Source organism: Streptomyces griseomycini, assembly GCF_014203535.1.
Classification (GTDB): domain Bacteria; phylum Actinomycetota; class Actinomycetes; order Streptomycetales; family Streptomycetaceae; genus Streptomyces; species Streptomyces griseomycini.
Map to the genome: position 1 here is coordinate 354022 of NZ_JACHJI010000008.1, position 19145 is coordinate 373166.

At 74.2% G+C, this 19145-nt stretch carries 18 protein-coding genes; 5 read left to right on the forward strand and 13 right to left on the reverse strand.

Translation table 11 applies throughout. The annotated features are described in order from the left end of the window. Positions 1-16: 16 nt before the first annotated feature. From FHS37_RS24115 to FHS37_RS24155, 9 genes are all read right to left on the reverse strand, one after another. Positions 17-1102, reverse strand: coding sequence for a Zn-dependent alcohol dehydrogenase (locus tag FHS37_RS24115; protein WP_184824696.1), 1086 nt, complete (start codon positions 1100-1102; stop codon positions 17-19). Between the two features lie 16 nt (positions 1103-1118). Then, positions 1119-2507: an aldehyde dehydrogenase family protein gene (locus tag FHS37_RS24120; protein ID WP_184824698.1), complete on the reverse strand. Its 1389-nt coding sequence runs from the start codon at positions 2505-2507 to the stop codon at positions 1119-1121. Between the two features lie 119 nt (positions 2508-2626). Then, on the reverse strand, positions 2627-3964 hold the full coding sequence (locus FHS37_RS24125) for an ABC transporter ATP-binding protein (protein WP_184824700.1): 1338 nt from the start codon (positions 3962-3964) through the stop codon (positions 2627-2629). Positions 3965-4174: 210 nt separating this feature from the next. Next, positions 4175-4378, reverse strand: a complete 204-nt coding sequence (locus FHS37_RS24130) for a hypothetical protein (RefSeq protein WP_184824701.1) — start codon at positions 4376-4378, stop codon at positions 4175-4177. Between the two features lie 105 nt (positions 4379-4483). After that, the gene (locus FHS37_RS24135) at positions 4484-5716 is read right to left on the reverse strand and encodes an MFS transporter (protein WP_184824703.1); all 1233 of its coding nucleotides are present in this window, start codon (positions 5714-5716) and stop codon (positions 4484-4486) included. A 39-nt stretch (positions 5717-5755) separates the two neighbouring features. Next, positions 5756-7168 (reverse strand): CitMHS family transporter, encoded by a 1413-nt coding sequence (locus tag FHS37_RS24140; RefSeq protein WP_184824705.1) that lies wholly within the window; start codon positions 7166-7168, stop codon positions 5756-5758. Positions 7169-7302: 134 nt separating this feature from the next. Next, positions 7303-9567 carry a molybdopterin-dependent oxidoreductase gene (locus tag FHS37_RS24145; protein ID WP_184824708.1) on the reverse strand — a complete coding sequence of 755 codons (2265 nt, stop codon included), beginning with the start codon at positions 9565-9567 and terminating at the stop codon, positions 7303-7305. Positions 9568-9683: 116 nt separating this feature from the next. Then, entirely contained in the window at positions 9684-10304 is a 621-nt protein-coding gene (locus tag FHS37_RS24150; protein ID WP_184824710.1) for a TetR/AcrR family transcriptional regulator, read from the reverse strand. Continuing rightward, positions 10301-10918 (reverse strand): hypothetical protein, encoded by a 618-nt coding sequence (locus tag FHS37_RS24155; protein ID WP_184824712.1) that lies wholly within the window; start codon positions 10916-10918, stop codon positions 10301-10303. The genes FHS37_RS24150 and FHS37_RS24155 overlap by 4 nt, the downstream gene beginning before the upstream one ends. A gap of 211 nt (positions 10919-11129) precedes the next feature. Here FHS37_RS24155 and hmgA point away from each other — a divergent pair, with 211 nt between their 5' ends. The 3 genes from hmgA to FHS37_RS24170 are packed head-to-tail and all read left to right on the forward strand — an operon-like array spanning position 11130 to position 14432. After that, on the forward strand, positions 11130-12446 hold the full coding sequence (hmgA, locus tag FHS37_RS24160) for a homogentisate 1,2-dioxygenase (RefSeq protein WP_184824714.1): 1317 nt from the start codon (positions 11130-11132) through the stop codon (positions 12444-12446). Positions 12447-12473: 27 nt separating this feature from the next. Further along, positions 12474-13223: a GntR family transcriptional regulator gene (locus FHS37_RS24165; RefSeq protein WP_184824716.1), complete on the forward strand. Its 750-nt coding sequence runs from the start codon at positions 12474-12476 to the stop codon at positions 13221-13223. A 24-nt stretch (positions 13224-13247) separates the two neighbouring features. Then, a complete protein-coding gene (locus FHS37_RS24170; protein WP_184824718.1) occupies positions 13248-14432 on the forward strand; it encodes a type ISP restriction/modification enzyme in 1185 nt (394 codons plus the stop codon). A 13-nt stretch (positions 14433-14445) separates the two neighbouring features. On the opposite strand, the gene FHS37_RS24175 is transcribed toward FHS37_RS24170, so the two are convergent. Then, positions 14446-15159, reverse strand: coding sequence for a TetR/AcrR family transcriptional regulator (locus FHS37_RS24175; protein WP_184824720.1), 714 nt, complete (start codon positions 15157-15159; stop codon positions 14446-14448). Between the two features lie 63 nt (positions 15160-15222). Here FHS37_RS24175 and FHS37_RS24180 point away from each other — a divergent pair, with 63 nt between their 5' ends. Both FHS37_RS24180 and FHS37_RS24185 read left to right on the forward strand, forming a co-directional pair. Then, complete coding sequence (locus FHS37_RS24180; protein WP_184824722.1) at positions 15223-16200, forward strand: ATP-binding cassette domain-containing protein; 978 nt, start codon at positions 15223-15225, stop codon at positions 16198-16200. Further along, positions 16197-16979, forward strand: a complete 783-nt coding sequence (locus FHS37_RS24185; protein WP_184824724.1) for an ABC transporter permease — start codon at positions 16197-16199, stop codon at positions 16977-16979. The genes FHS37_RS24180 and FHS37_RS24185 overlap by 4 nt, the downstream gene beginning before the upstream one ends. 176 nt (positions 16980-17155) lie before the next feature. Here the strand turns inward: FHS37_RS24185 and FHS37_RS24190 are convergent, their stop codons facing one another. The 3 genes from FHS37_RS24190 to FHS37_RS24200 form a co-directional block, all read right to left on the reverse strand. Then, entirely contained in the window at positions 17156-17431 is a 276-nt protein-coding gene (locus FHS37_RS24190) for a hypothetical protein (RefSeq protein ID WP_184824726.1), read from the reverse strand. A 126-nt stretch (positions 17432-17557) separates the two neighbouring features. Next, entirely contained in the window at positions 17558-18376 is an 819-nt protein-coding gene (locus FHS37_RS24195; RefSeq protein ID WP_184824728.1) for an anti-sigma factor, read from the reverse strand. Further along, positions 18373-18915 (reverse strand): sigma-70 family RNA polymerase sigma factor, encoded by a 543-nt coding sequence (locus FHS37_RS24200; RefSeq protein ID WP_184824730.1) that lies wholly within the window; start codon positions 18913-18915, stop codon positions 18373-18375. Before FHS37_RS24200 ends, FHS37_RS24195 begins: the two co-directional genes overlap by 4 nt. Between the last annotated feature and the right edge of the window lie 230 nt (positions 18916-19145).

A 19145-nucleotide genomic window follows, 5' to 3' on the forward strand; every position in this document is an offset into this window, starting at 1 on the left:
CTCCGGCGGCCGCGCTCTAGAAGACCACCAGGGCGCGGCCGCCCTTGCCGGCGAGCATGGTGTCGAAGGCGGCCGGGATGCCGTCCAGGGTGATCCGTTCGGTCACCAGGGCGCCCGGGTCGAGGCGGCCCGCCCTGATGTGCTCGGCGAGGACCGGGAGGTCCCGGGCGGGGTCGGAGTTGCCGTAGACGCAGCCGGACAGGGTCCTGCCCCAGTGGAAGATCTCCAGGGCGTTGAAGGTGACCCGCTGGTCCTTGCCGCCGATGCCGACGACCGTGGTGCGGCCGCCGCGCCGGGTCGAGTCCCAGGCCGTGCGGATGGTGCTCGCCCGGCCGACGCACTCGACGGCGGCGTCCACGCCCTGCTTGCCGGTGAGGGCGCGGATCTCGCGGGCGGTGGTGTCCGAGGCGATCAGGTAGTCGGTGGCCCCCGCCGACCGGGCCAGTTCCTCCTTCTCCGGGGAGACGTCGACCGCGACGATCGTCGACGCGCCGGCGACACGGGCCGACTGGAGCGCGGCGAGCCCCACTCCCCCGACGCCGAAGACGGCGACCGTCTCGCCCGGTCGCACCCCGGCGGAGTGGTGGACCGCGCCGTAGCCGGTGAGCACGGCGCAGCCCAGCAGGGCGGCGTCGGCGAGCGGGACGCCGTCCGGGGCGGGCAGGACGCAGGACGCGGGCACCACCGTCTCCTCGGCGAACGCGGCGACGTTCAGCCCGGGGTACAGCTCGGTGCCGTCGTCGGCGCGGCGGGCGTGCACCTCGGCGGCGCCGTCCAGGGCGCCCGCGCACAGCCAGACCTCACCGCGTGCGCAGGCGGGGCAGGTGCCGCAGGAAGGTGCCCAGTTGAGGACGACGCCGTCACCGGGCGAGAGGTGGGTGACGCCCTCGCCGACGGCGACGACGGTCCCCGCGCCCTCGTGGCCGAGGACGGCCGGGACCGGCAGGCGCATGGTGCCGTCGGACAGGGACAGGTCGGAGTGGCAGACCCCGGCGGCGGCGAGCCGGACGCGGACCCGGCCGGGACCGGGTTCGGGAAGGTCGATGCCGGTGATCTCCAGCGGTGAACCGACGGCGGGCAGAACGGCGGCGCGGACAGCCATGACGGATACGACTCCCCTAGAACTGGAGGGACTTGGTCTGGAGGTACTCGGTCAGGCCGTGCACGCCGAGTTCGCGGCCCACGCCCGACTGCTTGTAACCGCCGAAGGGCGCGAGGGGGTTGAAGCTCCCGCCGTTGATGTCGACCTGGCCGGTGTCCATCCGGCGGGCGAAGGCCACCGCCTCCGCCTCGTCGCCGGCCCAGACGGCGCCGGCCAGGCCGTAGACGGTGCCGTTGGCGATGCGCAGGGCGTCCTCCTCGTCGTCGTAGCGCAGGACGGACAGGACCGGGCCGAAGATCTCCTCCTGGGCGACGGTCATCTCCGGGGTGACGTCGGCGAGGACGGTCGGACTGACGAAGTAGCCCTTCTCGCGCGGGGCTTCGGGGCCGCCGGCGACCAGGCGGGCACCCTCGGCCACGCCCTTCTCGATGTAACCGCGCACGCGCTCCCGCTGTCCCGCGTTGACGAGCGGGCCGATGCGGTCGCCGTACTTCGCGGCGGCGGCCGCGGCGAGCTCCACCGCCTCGTCGTAGCGGTCCCGGTGGACCAGCATGCGGGTCCAGGCGCTGCACGTCTGGCCGGAGTTGGACATGACGTTGGCGACACCGACGTTGACCGCGCGGGCCAGGTCGGCGCTCGGCAGGATGACGTTGGCGGACTTGCCGCCGAGTTCCAGGGCGACCCGCTTCACCATGCCCGAGGCGATCGCGCCGATGCGGCGGCCGACGGCGGTGGAGCCGGTGAAGGAGACCAGGTCGACGTCCGGGTGCTCGGCGAGGGCCTGGCCGGCCACCGGACCGAGGCCGGTGACGAGGTTGAACACGCCCGCCGGGACCCCGGCCTCGTGCACCGCCTCGGCGAAGAGCCGGGCGGTCAGCGGGGTGTCCTCGGCGGGCTTGACGACGACCGTGCAGCCGGCGGCGAGGGCGGGGGCGACCTTGGCGACGATCTGGTGGAGCGGGTAGTTCCAGGGGGTGATCGCACCGACCACGCCGACCGGCTCGTGGAGGACCGTGGAGTTGCCCGTCCTCTCCTCGAAGGCGTACGCGGCCGCCAGCTCGGCGTACGAACCCGCCACCGCGACCGGCAGGCCGGCGTGGACGGTCTGCGCGAGCTTCGGGGGCGCGCCGAGTTCGGCGGTCACCGTCCGGGCGATCTCGTCCTGGCGGGCCACGAGCGCGTCCCGGAGGGCGGTCAGGCGGGCGGCGCGCTCGGCGGGCGGGGTGGCGGCCCACGCCGGGAGGGCGGCGCGGGCGGCGCGCACGGCGGCGTCGACGTCCTCCACGGTGCCCGCGGGGACCGTGGCGATCACCTGCTCGTCGGCCGGGTCCACGACCTCGATCACGTCCGGTCCGGCGGCGGGGCGCCACGAGCCGTCGATGTACATGCCGTCGTATGCCTTCATCGCGCTTCCTCCGAGGGGGCGTCGTCGTCCGGCACATAAACTAGCGACGTTAGTTTTTCTGCGCCAGAGGGGCCTCCGGGAGCGGACGCCCCACCCCATGATCGGGCCGTGCGCCGGTGTCACTCCTCCAGATCGGGCAGGCGCTCCGGGTTCGGGCAGATGCGTTCGCCGTGCTGGTCGAAGACGAACAGGTGGGCGAGATCGACCAGGAGCGGCACCTGCATGCCGTGCCGGAGGCGGATGTCGGGGGTGGTGCGGACGATGAGGTCGCCCGGCACGCGCGGCTCGGCGGAGGCGGGCGCCGGTTCCGCCCGCTCGGGCCGGTCCAGGGTCGCCACGGGCCCCGCGCGCAACGCGCCGGCCCGCTCCCGCAGGCGTTCCAGGACCGTGCCCTCGCGGCGCCGCCGGGCGGGCCGGCCGGGGCGGGGGCGCGGCGCCTCCAGCTCGGGGACGACGGCGGGGCGGGAGCCGGTGTTGAAGTGGACGAGGACCTCGTGGCCCTGGAACTCCACGTGCTCCACCAGGCCGGTGAGCGCCACCTCTCCGGGGCGGGCGGCGGCGGGCTTGGCGATGCGGACGGCCTCGGAGCGCAGGCCCACGATGACCTCGCGGCCCTGCTGCACGCGCAGCAACTGGTGGTCCAGGCAGAGGGGTTCGGGCAGCCGCAGGAACTGCTTGCCCAGGCTGATGGTCATCGCCCCGTCGAGCGGGGCGCGGACCAGACCGCGCAGCAGATTGATGCGCGGGGTGCCGATGAAGGCGGCGACGAAGACGTTGCTCGGCAGCGAGTACACCGTGCGCGGGGTGCCGACCTGCTGGAGGACTCCGCCGCGCAGGACGGCGACGCGGTCCCCGAGCGACATCGCCTCGGACTGGTCGTGGGTGACGTAGACGGTGGTGACGCCCAGCTCCCGGGTGAGCTGGGAGATCTCGGCGCGCAGATGGTTGCGGAGCTTGGCGTCCAGGTTGGACAGCGGCTCGTCCATCAGGAAGGCGGAGGGGTGGCGGGCGATGGCCCGGCCCATGGCGACCCGCTGGCGCTCCCCGCCGGAGAGCTGGGCGGGGAAGCGGTCGAGCAGGTCCTCGATGCCCAGCATGCGGGCGGTGGCGTCCACGCGCGGGGCCGGGTCGGTGCCGGGCGCCTCGATGCGCAGCGGGAAGCCGATGTTGTCGCGGCTGGTCATGCTCGGGTACAGGGCGAAGTTCTGGAACACCATCGCCATGTCCCGGCCGGAGGGCGGCAGGTCGTTGCCGTATTCCCCGTCGAGGAAGAGCTGTCCCTCGTCGATGTCCTCCAGGCCGGCGATCATCCTGAGCACGGTGGACTTGCCGCAGCCGGACGGGCCGAGCAGGACGAGGAACTCGCCCGGCGCGATGTCCAGCGACAACCGGTCCACCACGCGGACGCCTTGCGTGTAGGCCTTGCTCACGTCGTGCAGGGAGATGGCGCGTGTCATGAGGGTGCCCCCGGGGGCTCATCAGGGCGCTGGTGCTCCGCGGTCGGACGCCCCGTGCGGGTCGTACGGGGCGTGTGAGTCACGGAAGCTAACGGAATGTAGGCGGCCGGGGGAAGACACGGGACGGGATCTCGGCACTTCGTCCGATCCGCGAGAAAGCGGACGCCAGGATTCAGCGCGTGGGGCGGCAAACCCCTCCCCTGCTCCGCGTCAGCCCTCCCCGCCGTCGGAGTCGGTCGTGGATCCGCTCCGCGCGCCCGCGCGCGGACGGATCACCCGGAGCACCTCGCCCGCCAGCAGGGTCGCCCTCGCCACGCCGCGCGCCCAGCGCGGGCCGCCCCGCGCCGCCCAGACGACGCAGGCGCATCCGCCGATGACGACCAGGAGCACACCGGACAGGACGACTGTGAGCATGGGGTTCCTCTCGTGGGGCGTACGGCGTCCGGCCCTCGGCGTGCGGCCCCGTACGCGCGCGTGGTCCCGCCATCCTGTCAGCACGTGAGCGCCCACGGTCGCCGCTCAGCGGGTCGTACGGCACCGGGAGCGGTCGCGGGTGGGCCTCCGGCCGGACGGCCGGTCCCCCGTCGGACCGGAGGGGGTGCGCAGGGCGACGCCCGAGGACAGCAGGAGCAGGACGCCCAGCATCACGAACGGCGCCGCCGCGCCCGCCGCTCCCGCGATCAGGCCCGCCGCCGCGGGAGCGGCGGCCTGGCCCAGGCGGTTGCCGGTCAGGCGCAGGGCGAGGGCCGTGGAGCGGGCGTCGGCGGGGGCGGCCCGGACCACCGTGGTCATCGACAGCGGCTGGCCGACGCCCAGGCAGAAGCCGAGCACCGCGAGCATCAGGGCCAGGGCCCACACCGGGACCGGCACCGCGATGCCCGCGCAGAGCACCGCGGCCAGCAGGCACGTCACCGTCAGCAGCACGGTGCGGCCGAGCAGCCGCAGCAGCGGGGTGAGGACCAGCCGGCAGGCGATGGTGGCCGCGGCCCGCAGACTGAGCAGCAGGCCGACGACCGACGGGGCGATGCCGCGGTGCTCGCCGACCACGGGGAGGTAGGCGGTGAGGATGTCGGTCGCGGACAGCACGGCCATGCTGATGAGGATGCCCGCCGGAACGCCCCGGGCCCGCAGGATGCGCCCGACCGGGACGCGCTCGCCCGGCGCCGCGCGGGAGACGGCCGGCGCCGGCTGCTCGATGCGCCACAGCGAGGTGCAGGCGACCGCCGCGCCCGCGCCCGCCACCAGCAGGGCGAGCGCGCTGGTGCCGGCCATGTCGGAGCCGCCGATCAGCGCGCCCGCCGCGATCGGACCGACCAGTTGGCCGAGGGAGGCGCCGATGGTGAAGTGGCCGAAGTTGCGGTCCTGTTCGTGCGGCGCCGACTGGCGGGCGACGAGCGACTGCGCGCCGATGACGAAGCAGAGGTGGCCGAGGCCCATCACCCCGCTCCACAGGCCCATCGCCCACAGGGAGTCCGCGAGCCCGCTCAGCGCGCAGCCGCCGGAGATGAGGACCACGCCGGCCGGCAGCAGGGGCGCGCAGCGGCCGTGGTCGGTGCGCCGGCCGAGCGGTACGGCGACGAACAGCGGCAGCAGCGCGTACGCGCCCGCGATCACGCCGACCGCCTGCTCGTCCGCCCCCAGCGCGAGCGCCCGGTAGGAGACGGCGGGCCGGGCCATCGACACCGCCCCCTGCGCGAAGCCGAAGGCGATGACGAGGCGGAGCAGCCAGCCGCGGTTCCCACCGGGCGCCATGATCGGGTCCTCCTTGGAGCGTTCTCGGCTGAGCCGGGATCAGATGGTCCCGAACAGGATTCCGGCCGCGAGGATCAGCAGGCAGGTCAGGGCCGCCCACTTCACCACGAACCGCGTGTGGTCGCCGAACTCGACCTTGGCCATGCCGACCAGGACGTACACCGCGGGGACGAGCGGGCTGGACATGTGCAGCGGCTGGCCGACCAGGGAGGCGCGGGCCATCTCCAGCGGGGAGACCCCGTGCGCCGCGCCGGCCTCGGCGAGCACCGGCAGGACACCGAAGTAGAAGCCGTCGTTGGACATGAAGTAGGTGAGCGGAAGGCTCAGCAGGCCGGTGACCAGGGCCATGTGCGGGCCCATGCCCTCGGGGATGACGTCCACCATCCACTCGGCCATGCTGTCGACCATCCCGGTGCCCTGGAGGACGCCGGTGAAGACGGCGGCGGCGAAGACCATGCCGGAGACGTTCAGGACGTTGTCGGCGTGGGCCGCGATCCGGGCCTTCTGGTCGGGGATGTGCGGGAAGTTGACGGTGAGCGCGAGCGCGGCGCCGAGCAGGAACAGCACCGGGATCGGCAGCCACTCCATGATCATCGCGGTGAGCAGGGCGACCGTGAGCAGCGCGTTGAACCAGTACAGCCCGGGACGCAGGGTGGGGCGGTTCGGGTCGAGGCCCCGGAAGTCGTCGTCCTCCGCGTCGGCGCCGGCGTCCGTGCCGGCGCCGGAACCGCCGGCCGCCGTGGTGCTCCCGCCGCTGCCGGCACCGCCGCCCGCGCCGACGAGAACCGCCTCGGTCCGCTCCGCCTCCTCCCCGACCAGCGCCTCGTCCAGCGTCAGCACGCCCAGCCGCCTGCGCTCCCGCAGGCCGAGCACGTACGCCAGCAGGACCACGCCCAGCAGGCCGACCAGCAGGGCCGGGATCATCGGGACGAAGATGTCGCTCGCGTCGAGCTTCAGCGCGGTGGCGGCACGGGCCGTCGGGCCGCCCCAGGGGAGGGTGTTCATCACGCCGTTGGCCATGGCGGCGACGCCGGTCATCACGACCAGGCTCATCTTCAGGCGCTTGTACAGCGGGTACATCGCCGAGACGGTGATCATGAAGGTGGTGGACCCGTCGCCGTCCAGCGACACGATCGCGGCGAGCAGCGCGGTGCCGACGACGATCCGCATCGGGTCCGCCTTGCAGAACCGGAGGATCCCGCGAACGATCGGGTCGAAGAGGCCGACGTCGATCATCACGCCGAAGTAGACGATCGCGAACATGAGCATCGCCGCGGTGGGGGCGAGGCTGGACACGCCGTCGATGACGTAGTCACCGAGGTGCGCGCCCTTGCCGACGAACACGCAGAACAGCGCGGGGATCAGCACGAGCGCCGCGATCGGCGACATCTTCTTCACCATGATCAGGACCAGGAAGGTCGCGATCATGGCGAAGCCGAGGATGGTCAGCATGAGTGGACACCTAACGTTCGCCCTTGAACATCCCACCAGGGCCGGCGGTGCGACGACGTTAGGTGCCGCAAAGCTGCGTTAACAAGACGTTGACGTGCGAGCAATAAGCGCAAAACCCCAGGTCACGGCTTTGCTCAGGTCAGCGCCTCGAACGTTTCGGTCACGGCGGCGGTCAACGGGGCCACCTCGACCGGGATCCCGTTGAGGACGGCGTTGCCCGACAGCGGGTCGAGGAGGCCGCCGTCCAGGAGCTGGTTGACGTTGGCCCCGGGGTCGGCCGCGGCGTGCCGCGTACGGGTGCCGGGCCGGTCGTGTCCCCAGCCGTGCGGCAGGCTCACCACGCCCCGGCGCACCGTGTCGGTGACCTCGGCGGGCGCGGTCACCTCTCCCCCGGCGCCCTTGACGCGCACCGGCTCCCCGTCCCGTACGCCGAGGCGTTCGGCGTCCTCGGGGTGGAGGTGCAGGGTGCAGCGGTTGGAGCCGCCGGTGAGGACGGGCACGTTGTGCAGCCAGCTGTTGTTGGAGCGCAGGTGGCGGCGGCCGACGAGGACGAGTCCGCCGGGGCGCTCGTCCAGGGCGGCGCGCAGCCGCGGGAGGTCGGCGGCGATCGGTTCCGGCAGCAGCTCCACCTTCCCGCTGCGGGTCCGCAGCGGCTGCGGCAGCCTCGGGCGCAGCGGTCCGAGGTCGATGCCGTGCGGGTGGGCGAGCAGCTTCTGGAGGGTGAGCCCGTCCGGGTCGGCGCCGAAGCCGTCACCGTACGGGCCGAGGCGCAGCATCATGTCCAGTCGCCGTTCGGGGCCGTTCTCACCGGTCAGCAGGTCCGCGAGCGTCTTCGGGTCGCGGCCGTGCACCGGGGAGTGGGGTTCCTTCACCGCCTTGCCGAGGGTCCGGTCGATCACCAGGGCGTCCACACCGGCGGGGTCGGCGCCGTGCATGCCCGTCGCCGCGAGGACCAGCCGGGCCAGGATCTCCGTCTCGGCCATCCGTCCGGGCTCCAGCGGGACGGCGGGGCGGGTGTAGCGGACCTGGTTGCGTACGGCCAGGGTGTTGAAGGCGAAGTCGTGGTGCGGGCTCTGCGCGGGCGGGGGCGGCGGCAGGACGACGTGGGCGTGCCGTGAGGTCTCGTTGAGGTACGGGTCGACGCTGACCATGAAGTCGAGGGAGCCGAGGGCCTTGTCGAGCCGTTCGCCGTCCGGGGCGGACAGGACCGGGTTGGCGGCAACGACAATGACGGCGTGGATCGGCTCGCCCTCGTCGGTGGGGGTGTCGATCTCCTCGGCGAGGGCGGAGATCGGCAGTTCGCCCTTGGCCTCGGGGTGCCGGCGCACCCGGGAGTGCCAGCGCCCGAGGGCGAAGCCGCGGCCGGGTCCGGCGGGGCGCGGCGTCCTGTCGGTCGCGGCCTGCGGGAAGAGGGCGCCGCCGGGCCGGTCGAGGTTGCCGGTGAGGACGTTGAGGACGTCCACGAGCCAGCTGGCGAGGGTGCCGTGCGGGACGGTGCAGCTGCCGATGCGGCCGTAGACGGCGGCGGTGGGGGCGGCGGCGAGTTCGCGGGCGAGGGTGCGGACGACGGCCGCGTCGACGTCGCAGGCGCCGGCGACCGCCTCGGGCGTGAAGTCGGCGAGCGCCGCCGGGAGTTCGTCGAGCCCGTCGAGGTGCGGCGCCAGGTCTCCCGGATCGGCGAGGCCCTCGTCGAACAGGACGTGCGCCATCGCCGCGAGCAGCAGGGCGTCGGTGCCGGGGCGGACGGCGACGTGCCGGTCGGCGAGGCGGGCGGTGCGGGTGCGGCGCGGGTCGACGACGGTGAGGGTGCCGCCGCGGGCCTTCAGCGCCCTGAGCCGGCCGGGGAAGTCGGGGGCGGTGCACAGGCTGCCGTTGGACTCCAGTGGGTTGGCGCCGATCAGCAGCAGGTGGTCGGTGCGGTCCAGGTCGGGTACCGGGATCGCGTTCGCGTCGCCGAAGAGCAGCCCGCTGGAGACGTGCTTGGGCATCTGGTCGACCGTGGAGGCGGTGAACAGGCTGCGGGTGCCGAGCCCGGCGAGCAGCACGGGCGGGTAGAGCGCGCCGGCCACGGTGTGGACGTTGGGATTGCCGAGGACGACGCCGACGGAGTCCGGGCCGTACCGCTCGGCGACCGTCCGGATCCCGGCGGCCACGGCGTCGAACGCCTCTTCCCAGGTGGCCTCGCGCAGCTCGCCGTCCACGCGGACGAGCGGGGTGCGCAGCCGGTCGGGATCGGAGTCCACGGCCCCGAAGGCGGCGCCCTTGGGGCAGACGAACCCCTTGCTGAAGACGTCGTCGCGGTCGCCGCGGGCGCCGGTGACCCGGCCGTCGTCGACGGTGAGGACCAGGCCGCAGGTGGCCTCGCACAGGGGGCAGATACGAAGGGCGGTGCGGGACACGGGACCTCCCGGGTACGGCGGCACGGTGACTCACGGACGAGCCGAGCATACCGACCGGTATGGACGGAGGGGAGGGCCTGGCGCGGACGGGGGTGCGGAACCGGCCGCGGGGGCGCTCAGTCCAGCACCCGCGCCAGGTAGGCGCCCAGCATCTCCCGCAGCTCCGCGATGACCTTCTCGTCCCCCTCGGGCGCCGTCCGGAACGCCAGGTGGACGAGGGCGTCGGCGGTCTCGACGGCGACCAGGAAGGTGCGGCGCAGGTCCTCGTCGGCGGCCTCGCGGCCCAGGTAGCCGGAGAGCAGGTCGGTGAGGCGGCCGGCGACGCGGTGGTTGGGTTCGGCCCGGCGGGTGCCGACCGGGATCTGGTTGCCGAAGTCGACGAGGGAGAACCCGGGCGCGGTGCGCTTCATGTCCAGGTACTCGTCGATCACGGCGTTCATGGCGTGCCGCCAGCCCCGGTCACCGGCGTCCTCGAGGCGCTCGCCGACGCGTTCCGAGAAGCGCTCCAGGTTGCGCTGGGCCAGCGCGTCGGCCATCTGGCGCTTGTTGCCGAAGAAGCGGTAGACGGAGCCGATGGGCACACCGGCGCGCTGCGCGACGGCGCGGGTGCTCAGGTCGTCGTAGCCGACCTCGTCGAGGAGCTCGGCGCAGGCGTCGAGGATCCGGGCCAGCCGTTCGGCGCTGCGCCGCTGCACAGGCGCTCGGCGGAGCGATGTCGCGTGGGGCACGGCACTCATGATGCCCCTTCGGCATCCTCCGGTGAACCTCGCCCTCCGGTACGGCTCCGGCGGTCCGTTCCGCCCACCGCGGCGGCCGGTCCCGCGTTCGCGCCCGCACTCGGATCCGCACTCGGGTCCTGCTCCGACACCGTGATGTCGGCCGTGCTCTCCACCGGCTCCCCGTCCACGGCCCACACCGAGCCGTCGTCGGCGTACAGGCGGGCGGTGACCTGGTGCGTGCCGCGCGGGACGAAGTGGGCGGAGAGGCGGTACTCGGGGGTGCGCAGCGCCGCGACGAGGCGGCCGTTCACGTAGAGGTGCGCCAGGCCCCGGCCGGCCGCCGCCCGCCGGCCCGTCCCCTCGGGCGAGAAGCGGAAGTTCCGCACGGTCAGCCGCACGTCCCAGTCGCCGTCGGTGTCGGGCGTGACCTCGACGCCGACCTCGGGCGCGCCCTCGCCGCCCACCTCGCGGTAGGGCCTCCCCTCCTCGTCCCGCTCGTCCAGGAGCTCGCCGACGGGCGAGGGCGACCCCCCGTCCCGCCCCTGGGCGTCACGGGACCCACAGCCCGCGGATCCGGCCAGCAGCACGACACAGACCGCGAGCGCGGTGCTCAGTCTCCGCGTCCACGACATGCCGGGGAGCGTAGAACACCGGTCCGATCTCCCGGATCCACCTGGAGTCGGGTTCCGCGTCCTCCGCCGAGAGGAGGACGGCGCGGAGGAGAGCACCGGGGGACGACGACGGCCGGAAACACCCGGTCCGAGATCACGCGGCCCCCTTGCGCCGGGGAAAACGCAATCCTACGGTGACCCATAGGAATCACGTCGCAAGGGAGCAGCGAACATGAGCGGGGACGCGCGCAAGACCGCCGAGGGACTGGAATACCTCTCCGGTTTCGGCAACGAGCACAGCTCCGAGGCGGTCCCGGGCGCCCTGCCCGAGGGCCGCAACTCGCCGCAGCGCGCACCGCTCGGGCTGTACGCGGAGCAGCTGAGCGGTACGGCGTTCACCGAGCCGCGGGCGCACAACCGCCGCTCCTGGCTGTACCGGATCCGCCCGTCGGCCGCCCACCCGGCGTTCACCCGCACGGCCAACGGAGCGATCCGCACCGCGCCCTTCACCCAGACGGTGCCCGACCCCAACCGCCTGCGCTGGAACCCGCTGCCGGAGCCCGGCGAGGGCACCGACTTCCTGGCCGGCCTGTGGACCCTGGGCGGCAACGGCGACGTCACCCAGCGCACCGGCATGGCCGTGCACCTGTACCACGCCACCTCCTCCATGGACCGCGTCTTCGGCGACGCGGACGGCGAGCTGCTGATCGTCCCGGAGCGCGGCGGGCTGCTGCTGCGCACCGAGTTCGGACTGCTGCACGCGGAGCCGGGCCACGTCGCGCTGATCCCCCGCGGGGTGCGCTTCCGCGTGGAGCTCCTCGAGGAGACCGCCCGCGGTTACGTGTGCGAGAACTACGGCACCCCCTTCCAGCTCCCCGACCTCGGCCCGATCGGCGCCAACGGGCTCGCCAACGCCCGGGACTTCCGCGCGCCCGTCGCCGCGTACGAGGACGTCGAGGGGCCGGTGGAGGTGGTGAACAAGTTCTGCGGCAACCTCTGGTCGGCCACCTACGACCACTCGCCGCTCGACGTCGTCGCCTGGCACGGCAACCACGTGCCGTACGTCTACGACCTGCGCCGCTTCAACGTGATGGGCACCATCTCCTACGACCACCCGGACCCGTCGATCTTCACGGTGCTGACGTCCCCGAGCGACACCCCCGGCCTCGCCGGGGTGGACTTCGTGGTCTTCGCCCCGCGCTGGCTGGTGGGTGAGGACACCTTCCGGCCGCCGTACTTCCACCGGAACGTGATGAGCGAGTACATGGGCCTGATCGAGGGCGCCTACGACGCGAAGGCGGAGGGCTTCGTGCCGGGCGGGGGATCGCTGCACAACATGATGTCGGCGCACGGCCCCGACCGGGAGACGTTCGAGAGGGCGAGCGCCGCGGACCTGCGTCCGCAGAAGATCGACGACGGTCTCGCCTTCATGTTCGAAACCCGCTGGCCGGTGTCCCTGACGCCCCAGGCGGCACGGGCGGAGCACCTGCAGCAGGGTTACGACGACGTGTGGCAGGGCCTGGAGCGTCACTTCCGGCCGTTGCACTGAACCTGTTCCGACAGGTACGGATAGCCCGTGACCTCCTTCGCTCCGGACTCGATCGTCCTGAACCGCAAGCTGCCGCTCTGGTACCAGGTGTCGCAGTCGCTGCGCGCCTCGATCCTCGGCCGCTCGCCGCAGGACCCGCTGCGCCTGCCCACCGAGGAACAGCTGGCCGGGCACTACGGGGTGAGCGTGCTGACCATGCGGCAGGCGCTGAAGGAGCTGGAGGAGGAGGGGCTGATCACCCGTCACCGCCGACGCGGCACGTTCATCGAACCCGACGCCAGGCGGGGCGCCCCGGTCCGCCTGCTGGGCTCGGTGGACGCGATCGTGGCCCAGCAGTCCGGGATGACCACCGAGCTGCTGGAACACGGCCTGGCGCCGATACCCGCCGAGGTCGCCGAACACTTCCCGGACCTGTCCGAGGCGGCGGCCTACCACCGGCTGCGCAGCGACGAGAAGACGGGCGAACCGACCAACCACGCCCGCAACTACGTCCGTCCCGAACTGGCCGCCCGGATCGACCTGGACGACCTCGTGCGCTGGCCGATGACCAAGGTGCTGCGCGACGCCGTCGGGGTGGACATCAGCCGGATCACGGACACGGTGGAGGCGCGGCTCGCCGACCCGGAGACGGCCCGCCTGCTCCAGGTGCCGCTGCTCAGCCCGATCCTGCACTACACGGGGGTCACGTACGACACCGACGGCCGGGCCCTGGACGTGGCCGTCATCAACTACCGGGGCGACCGCTTCTCCTTCACGGTGACCCTGGACGCCACCTGATCCGCCCCTCCCGCACGTCGTACGATGCCCGGCGTGACGCATGACGACGCCCCGCCGCTGGCGGACCTCATGCCGTGGTCCGTCGCACCGCCGCGGCTCGGCCGGGAGTGGCCGGCGGCCCCCGACGCGGCGTCCCTGAAGGCCCGTTGGAACGCCCTGCTGAAGGCCGAGGGGCCCGACCGGGAGGCCCTGTTCCGGCCGACGCGCTCCCGGACGCCGCACACGGCGGTCGGCCGGCTGCCGGGCGGGGGCGGCGGCACGGAGAGACTGGTCCGCGCCTCCGGCCCGTGCCCGGAGCCCGTCCGGGTGCTGCACGCCCCGTTCGACGAGCAATGGCTGATCCCCGACCAGCGGCTGATCGACGCGGCCCGCCCGGAGCTGTGGCGGGTGGCGGACGAGCGGCAGGTCTTCGTCGTCGAGGCCCCCGGGGCCTTCGGCTCCCCCGGCCCCCCGCTGCTCGCCACCTCCCTGTTCCCGCTGCTCCGCCCCGGCCGGGTCCGCCCGCTGTACCGGCGCCCCGGGGGCGCGGAACCGAACCTGGCCCCCGGCCTGTGCGCGCACCTGGCGGCGCGGCTCGGCCACCCGGTGTCCCCGGCCGACGTCCTCGCCTGGACGATGGCCGTGGCGCACGTCCTGCCCGGCGGGCCGGTGGTCCCGCTCACCGGGGACGCCGGCACGTGGGAGCGGGGCGTGGAGGTGGGCCGCCGGACGCTGTGGCTGATGCGGCGCGACGGGGAGCGTCCCCGGCTCCCCGGCGGGCGCCGCCCCTACGTCCGCGCCCCGCTGCCCTCCCGTCCGTCGGCGGTGCACTACGACCGCGACGAGGAGGCGCTGTCGCTGGACGGGGGCCGCATCTCCCCGGTGCCACCCGGGGCCTGGGACTTCGAGGTGGGCGGGGTGCGGGTGCTGGAGCGGTGGCTGGCGGCCCGCACGGAGGAGGCCGAGCCGGGCACCCTGGCCGCGATCCGTCCGGCCGGCTGGCCGCAGGCCTGGACCTCGGAGCTGCTGGAACTGGTCACGGTCCTCACCCTGCTCGCCGAACTGCACCCGCGCCGGGCCGCGTTGGCCGACCCGGCGCCGCCCGACCCGATCACGTCGGCCGAGCTGCGCGAGGCGGGCGTCCTCCCGGTGCCGCCCTCCGCGCGCCGGCCCGCCTCGGTACTGGACGCCCACGAGGAGGGGCCCGAGGGTCAGCTGGCGCTGGTCTGACGCCCGGGCCCGCTCACCGCCGCGGCGCGAAGCCGTCGAGCACCCGGCCCAGCGCCCGCTCGAACACGGCCTCCAGGTCGATCGGCCCGGGGTCCTCCGCGAAGGCCGCCGCCATCCTCGGGTACGCGCCGGTCGCGATCCGGCCGCCCAGGTAGGCGCCGCGCATCGCGTTCTCCTGTTCCTCGCTCCAGGGCAGGGAGCGGGCGCGTTCCGCGGTGGCGAGCTCGTTGGCGACGAACGAGGTCACGACGGCGTTCAGCATCGCGACCAGCTCCAGCTTCGTGCCGTAGGGCGCCTCGAGCGGGTCCAGGCAGGCCAGGCAGTGCTCGAGGTAGCGCAGGGCGTTGGGGCTGAAGCCGTAGACCGGTGACATCAGCCGCGGCAGCCAGGGGTGGCGGTGCATCAGCGCTCGGGTCCGGTGCGCCACCCGGAGCATGTCGGCGCGCCAGTCGCCGCGGGGCTCCCACAGCTCGTGCTCGCCGCCGGCCGCGTCCACCATCAGCTCGTACAGGTCCTCCTTGCGGGGGACGTAGTTGTACAGCGACATGGTGCCGCAGCCCAGTTCGGCGGCGACGCGACGCATGGAGACCGCGTCCAGCCCCTCGGCGTCGGCGATCCGCACCGCCGCCGCCGCGATGTCGGCACGCGTGTACGCCGGCCTCGGTCCGCGGCCCGTGCGCTCGGGGCGCGCCCAGATCACCTCGGGTTCGGCCGCTCGGCCCGTCATCGGTCATCACCTCGCCCACCATCGTAGTTACGTACGGCGTACGTAGTGCGCTATGGTCGGCCCATGACTACTACGTACACTGTACTTAGTGAGGGTCTGGAGAAGCGCTTCGGCGATGTCCGCGCCCTGCGCGGGCTGGATCTGGCGGTGGCCGAGGGGACGGTGTGCGGGGTCCTCGGGCCGAACGGGGCGGGCAAGACGACGGCGGTGCGGCTGCTGACCACCCTGCTGCGGCCCGACGCGGGGTCCGCGCGGATCGCGGGCCACGACCTCGTGCGGGAGGCCGCCGCCGTACGGCGCCGGATCGGCGTCACCGGACAGGACACCTCGATCGACGGGGACCTCACCGGGCGGCAGAACCTGCGGCTGTTCGCCCGGCTGCACCGGGTGCGCGGGGCGGCGGCGCGGGCCGCGGAGCTGCTGGACCGCTTCGGGCTGACGGAGGCGGCCGACCGGCCGGCGTCCGGCTACTCCGGCGGCATGCGGCGCCGGCTGGACCTGGCGGCGAGCCTGGTCCGCCGGCCCGAGGTGCTGTTCCTGGACGAGCCGACCACCGGGCTCGACCCGGCCAGCCGCACCCCGGTCTGGGACGCGGTGCGCGAGCTGACCGGCGAGGGCACGACCGTGCTGCTCACCACCCAGTACCTGGAGGAGGCCGACCGGCTCGCCGACGACATCGCCCTGGTGGACCGGGGGCGGGTCGCGCACACCGGGACGCCGGCCGGGCTCAAGTCGCTCGTCGGGACGCACGTCGAGGTCGTCGTCGCGGACGCGGACGCCCTGGTGACGGCCGCCGGGGTGCTCGACCGGCTCACGGGCGCCGAGCCGTCCTTCGACCGGGAGCGCAACGCCGTCGGCGCGGTCACCGGGGACCCGACGCTCACGCTCCCGCGCCTGGTGCGCACGCTGGACGCGGCGGGCGTGCCGCTGCTCGACGCGAGCCTCAGGCCGCCGACCCTCGACGACGTGTTCCTGCGGCTCGTCGGCGGACCGGGAACCCCCTCCGACCACCCCGCCGAGGACGAGGAGCGTGCCGCATGAGCACATGGGCGTACGACGGCACCGCGATGTTCGGCCGGCAGCTGCGGCGGATGCGCAACAATCCGGGGCTGCTGGTCCTCACCCAGACGATGCCGGTCAGCATGCTGCTGTTCTTCGGCTACGTCTTCGGCAGCGCGCTCGCCGTGCCGGGGGCGGAGTACCGCTCCTTCCTGGTCCCGGGACTGCTGGTGGCGACCGCGTCGGGCGGTGTCATGACCGGCATGTTCCAGTCGGCCCAGGACGTCCACCGCGGGGTGACGGACCGGCTGCGCACCCTGCCGGTGAGCCGGGCGGCCGTGCCGGTGGGGCAGGCGGCGGCGGACGTGGTGGTCACGGCGGCCGGGACGGTGCCGTTCCTGCTGGTGGGGCTCGCGGTCGGCTGGCGGGTGGAGGGGAGCGCGCTCGGAGCGGTGGGCGCCGTCGCCCTGTTGCTGCTGTTCCGGTTCGCGTGCGTGTGGATCGGGATCTTCCTCGGGCTGCTCACCCGGAACGAGGAGGCGGCCGGTCAGCTGGGCGGGGCGACCTTCCTGCTGCCGCTGCTGTCCAGCGCGTACATCCCGACCGAGGGACTGCCCGACGGGCTGCGCACGGTCGCGGAGTGGAACCCGATCAGCGCGGTGGCGACGGCGCTGCGGGACCTCTTCGGCAACGCTCCCGTGCCCGAGGGCGCGGCCTGGCCGGTGGCGCACCCGGTCGCGGGGTCGCTGGGCTGGTGCGCGGTGCTGCTGGCGGTGTTCGTGCCCCTCGCGGTGCGGCAGTACGCGCGCGGGAAGCGGTGAGGTGCGCGGCCGGGGCGGGAGGGGCCGGCGAAGCCCCCGGCTCGCTGCCGGGCGGGATCAGGGGCGCCGACCAGGGGACGTGCTCGGAGCGCACCGGTCGCCACTGCGTGCCGCGGGGATGACGGACGCGGGCGGGGGCGCTGCGCCGGGACGGCGGAACCGTCCGGGCGCGTGCGCTACCGGCTGCCGAACAGGGAGCGGCGCAGCCGACGCAGCGGAGCGAAGAGCGAGACGCGGCTCGCCCGTGCCCGCGCGCCCCTGGCGCCGCGGTCGTGCGCGGTGTCACGCGCGATGAGCTCGCGCATCAGCGACGTCGCCTCGGCCGTCTCCCGCTGCGGGAGGGCGGGTCCCGCCAGCACCGAGAGGTGGCGGTCGAGGCGCGAACTGGTCGCGCTGCTCCCGCAGGTGATCGCAGGGACCCTGGCCCTGCTGCGCACTGTTATCTGTTCCATGTCACTCCCCACCCGTACGAGTCCACCCGGCCCGGGCAGGGTAACCCTATCGCCCCGTCCGGGCACGCGTGTATCGAGGCCACAGGATTCACCTTCCCTGTAAGGGGGTTGACGAACACGCGATGGTCACTCTCCGAATCCGACCGTTTTCAGGGCGAGTTGGATGATGGGCTGGCCGGTGGGCTGCGGTGATCCGCCATCAGGTTCGACGGTCACCGCGAGTGATGCAGCGGACTCCTCGAGGTCGGAGGCGACCAGGGGCGTGTCGCCCTCGAAGAGCCCCAGGGAGCGCGGTCCGGCGCCCGGGCGCATCAGCCACAGCTGGCGCACACGTCCGTTCGGAGGGTCGTCGTATCCGCCGAGGGTGACGACCGCGCTTCCCGCCGATGCGGAGGCGATCACTCCGATCGTGCGGCCGCGCGCGTCCCGGCCGCTGCTCGCACGGGCGTCCGGAGCGGCGAGGACGTGGGCGATCTCACGTGACCGGTCGCGTTCGGCGTCCAGCCGGTCCCGGGTCCGGTCCGCCTGGACGGCGAACAGCGAGGCGACGACGAGCGCCGCGGCGGCGGTGGCCGTCGCGAACGGCACGAACAGCGGCGCCCGGCGCCGCTCACGGGCGCGCGGCACGGGGGCGGCGCCCCACACGTGCGGCGGCAGTTGCGGCGCACGCGCGCGGGCGGTCTCCCGGGGCGCGGGGTCCTGCGGGGTGGTCCGCGCGGCGGCCAGGACCCGGTCGCGCAGGGCGGCGGGCGCGGGAGCGGCCGTGGACCAGGCGAGGCGCACGGCGTCCTCGGCGAGGGCCCGCACCTCGGCGGCGCAGCGGCCGCAGGACGCCAGATGCCTCTCGAAGCGGACGCGCTCGGCGGGTTCGAGTGCGTCGAGCGCGTAGGGGGCGGCGAGCGAGTGCAGCTCCCCGCGGCGCACCAGTCGGGCCAGCAGGCTCATGCCGCGCCTCCCAGGCAGTCGCGCAGGCGGGTCAGGCCGTCGCGCATACGGGTCTTGACCGTGCCCAGCGGCAGCGACAGCCGCTCGGCCACCTCTCGGTAGGTGTAGCCGTCGTAGTAGGCGAGGGTGACCGACTGGCGCTGGAGTGCGGTGAGGCGGTCCAGGCAGCGGCGTACCCACTCGCGTTCGAGTCCGGCCTCGACCTCCTCGGCGACCTGGTCGAAGGCGGGGCCGCCGGCGCGCCGGGCCTCGCGCTGCTCGCGCTCGCCGGCCGCGCGGGCGCTGCGCACCCGGTCCACGGCGCGGCGGTGGGCGAGGGTGAGGACCCAGGACAGCGCGCTGCCCCGGCCGGGGTCGAACCGCGCGGCCGAGCGCCAGAGGTCGAGCAGCACCTCCTGGGCCACCTCCTCGGACTGGGCGGGATCGCGCACCACGCGCCGCACCAGTCCGTACACCGGCCCGGAGACCAGCCCGTACAGCTCCTCGAACGCCTTGTGGTCGCCCCCGGCCACCAGCACCAGAAGCTCGTCCGCCTCCAACGCGCACCCTCCCCCCTCCGGGCCCCGCCGGGGCCGCCCGATCGCACGAGGCGTGCGCGGCGAGCGCGCCTCCGGAAGGGAATTACGGATCGGCGGGCCGAAAACGCGGGTCCGGCGGCAAGAAATGCCACGGGCGGCCGGGCGCGGAGGCAGCGGTCCGCCGGCGGGCTGCCGGGGGCTGTCGGGGGCTGTCGACGGGCTCCGGGGGGACTGCCGGAAGTCCGACCAAT

What these genes read in the sequence shown, in the direction of transcription:
- FHS37_RS24130 (WP_184824701.1), bottom strand. Translation starts at nt 4,378, where the DNA reads ATGCTCACAGTCGTCCTGTCCGGTGTGCTCCTGGTCGTCATCGGCGGA.
- FHS37_RS24180 (WP_184824722.1), top strand. Translation starts at nt 15,223, where the DNA reads ATGACTACTACGTACACTGTACTTAGTGAGGGTCTGGAGAAGCGCTTC.
- FHS37_RS24185 (WP_184824724.1), top strand. Translation starts at nt 16,197, where the DNA reads ATGAGCACATGGGCGTACGACGGCACCGCGATGTTCGGCCGGCAGCTG.
- FHS37_RS24155 (WP_184824712.1), bottom strand. Translation starts at nt 10,918, where the DNA reads ATGTCGTGGACGCGGAGACTGAGCACCGCGCTCGCGGTCTGTGTCGTG.
- hmgA (WP_184824714.1), top strand. Translation starts at nt 11,130, where the DNA reads ATGAGCGGGGACGCGCGCAAGACCGCCGAGGGACTGGAATACCTCTCC.
- FHS37_RS24175 (WP_184824720.1), bottom strand. Translation starts at nt 15,159, where the DNA reads ATGACGGGCCGAGCGGCCGAACCCGAGGTGATCTGGGCGCGCCCCGAG.
- FHS37_RS24115 (WP_184824696.1), bottom strand. Translation starts at nt 1,102, where the DNA reads ATGGCTGTCCGCGCCGCCGTTCTGCCCGCCGTCGGTTCACCGCTGGAG.
- FHS37_RS24135 (WP_184824703.1), bottom strand. Translation starts at nt 5,716, where the DNA reads ATGGCGCCCGGTGGGAACCGCGGCTGGCTGCTCCGCCTCGTCATCGCC.
- FHS37_RS24120 (WP_184824698.1), bottom strand. Translation starts at nt 2,507, where the DNA reads ATGAAGGCATACGACGGCATGTACATCGACGGCTCGTGGCGCCCCGCC.
- FHS37_RS24195 (WP_184824728.1), bottom strand. Translation starts at nt 18,376, where the DNA reads ATGAGCCTGCTGGCCCGACTGGTGCGCCGCGGGGAGCTGCACTCGCTC.
- FHS37_RS24190 (WP_184824726.1), bottom strand. Translation starts at nt 17,431, where the DNA reads ATGGAACAGATAACAGTGCGCAGCAGGGCCAGGGTCCCTGCGATCACC.
- FHS37_RS24170 (WP_184824718.1), top strand. Translation starts at nt 13,248, where the DNA reads ATGCCCGGCGTGACGCATGACGACGCCCCGCCGCTGGCGGACCTCATG.
- FHS37_RS24150 (WP_184824710.1), bottom strand. Translation starts at nt 10,304, where the DNA reads ATGAGTGCCGTGCCCCACGCGACATCGCTCCGCCGAGCGCCTGTGCAG.
- FHS37_RS24140 (WP_184824705.1), bottom strand. Translation starts at nt 7,168, where the DNA reads ATGCTGACCATCCTCGGCTTCGCCATGATCGCGACCTTCCTGGTCCTG.
- FHS37_RS24125 (WP_184824700.1), bottom strand. Translation starts at nt 3,964, where the DNA reads ATGACACGCGCCATCTCCCTGCACGACGTGAGCAAGGCCTACACGCAA.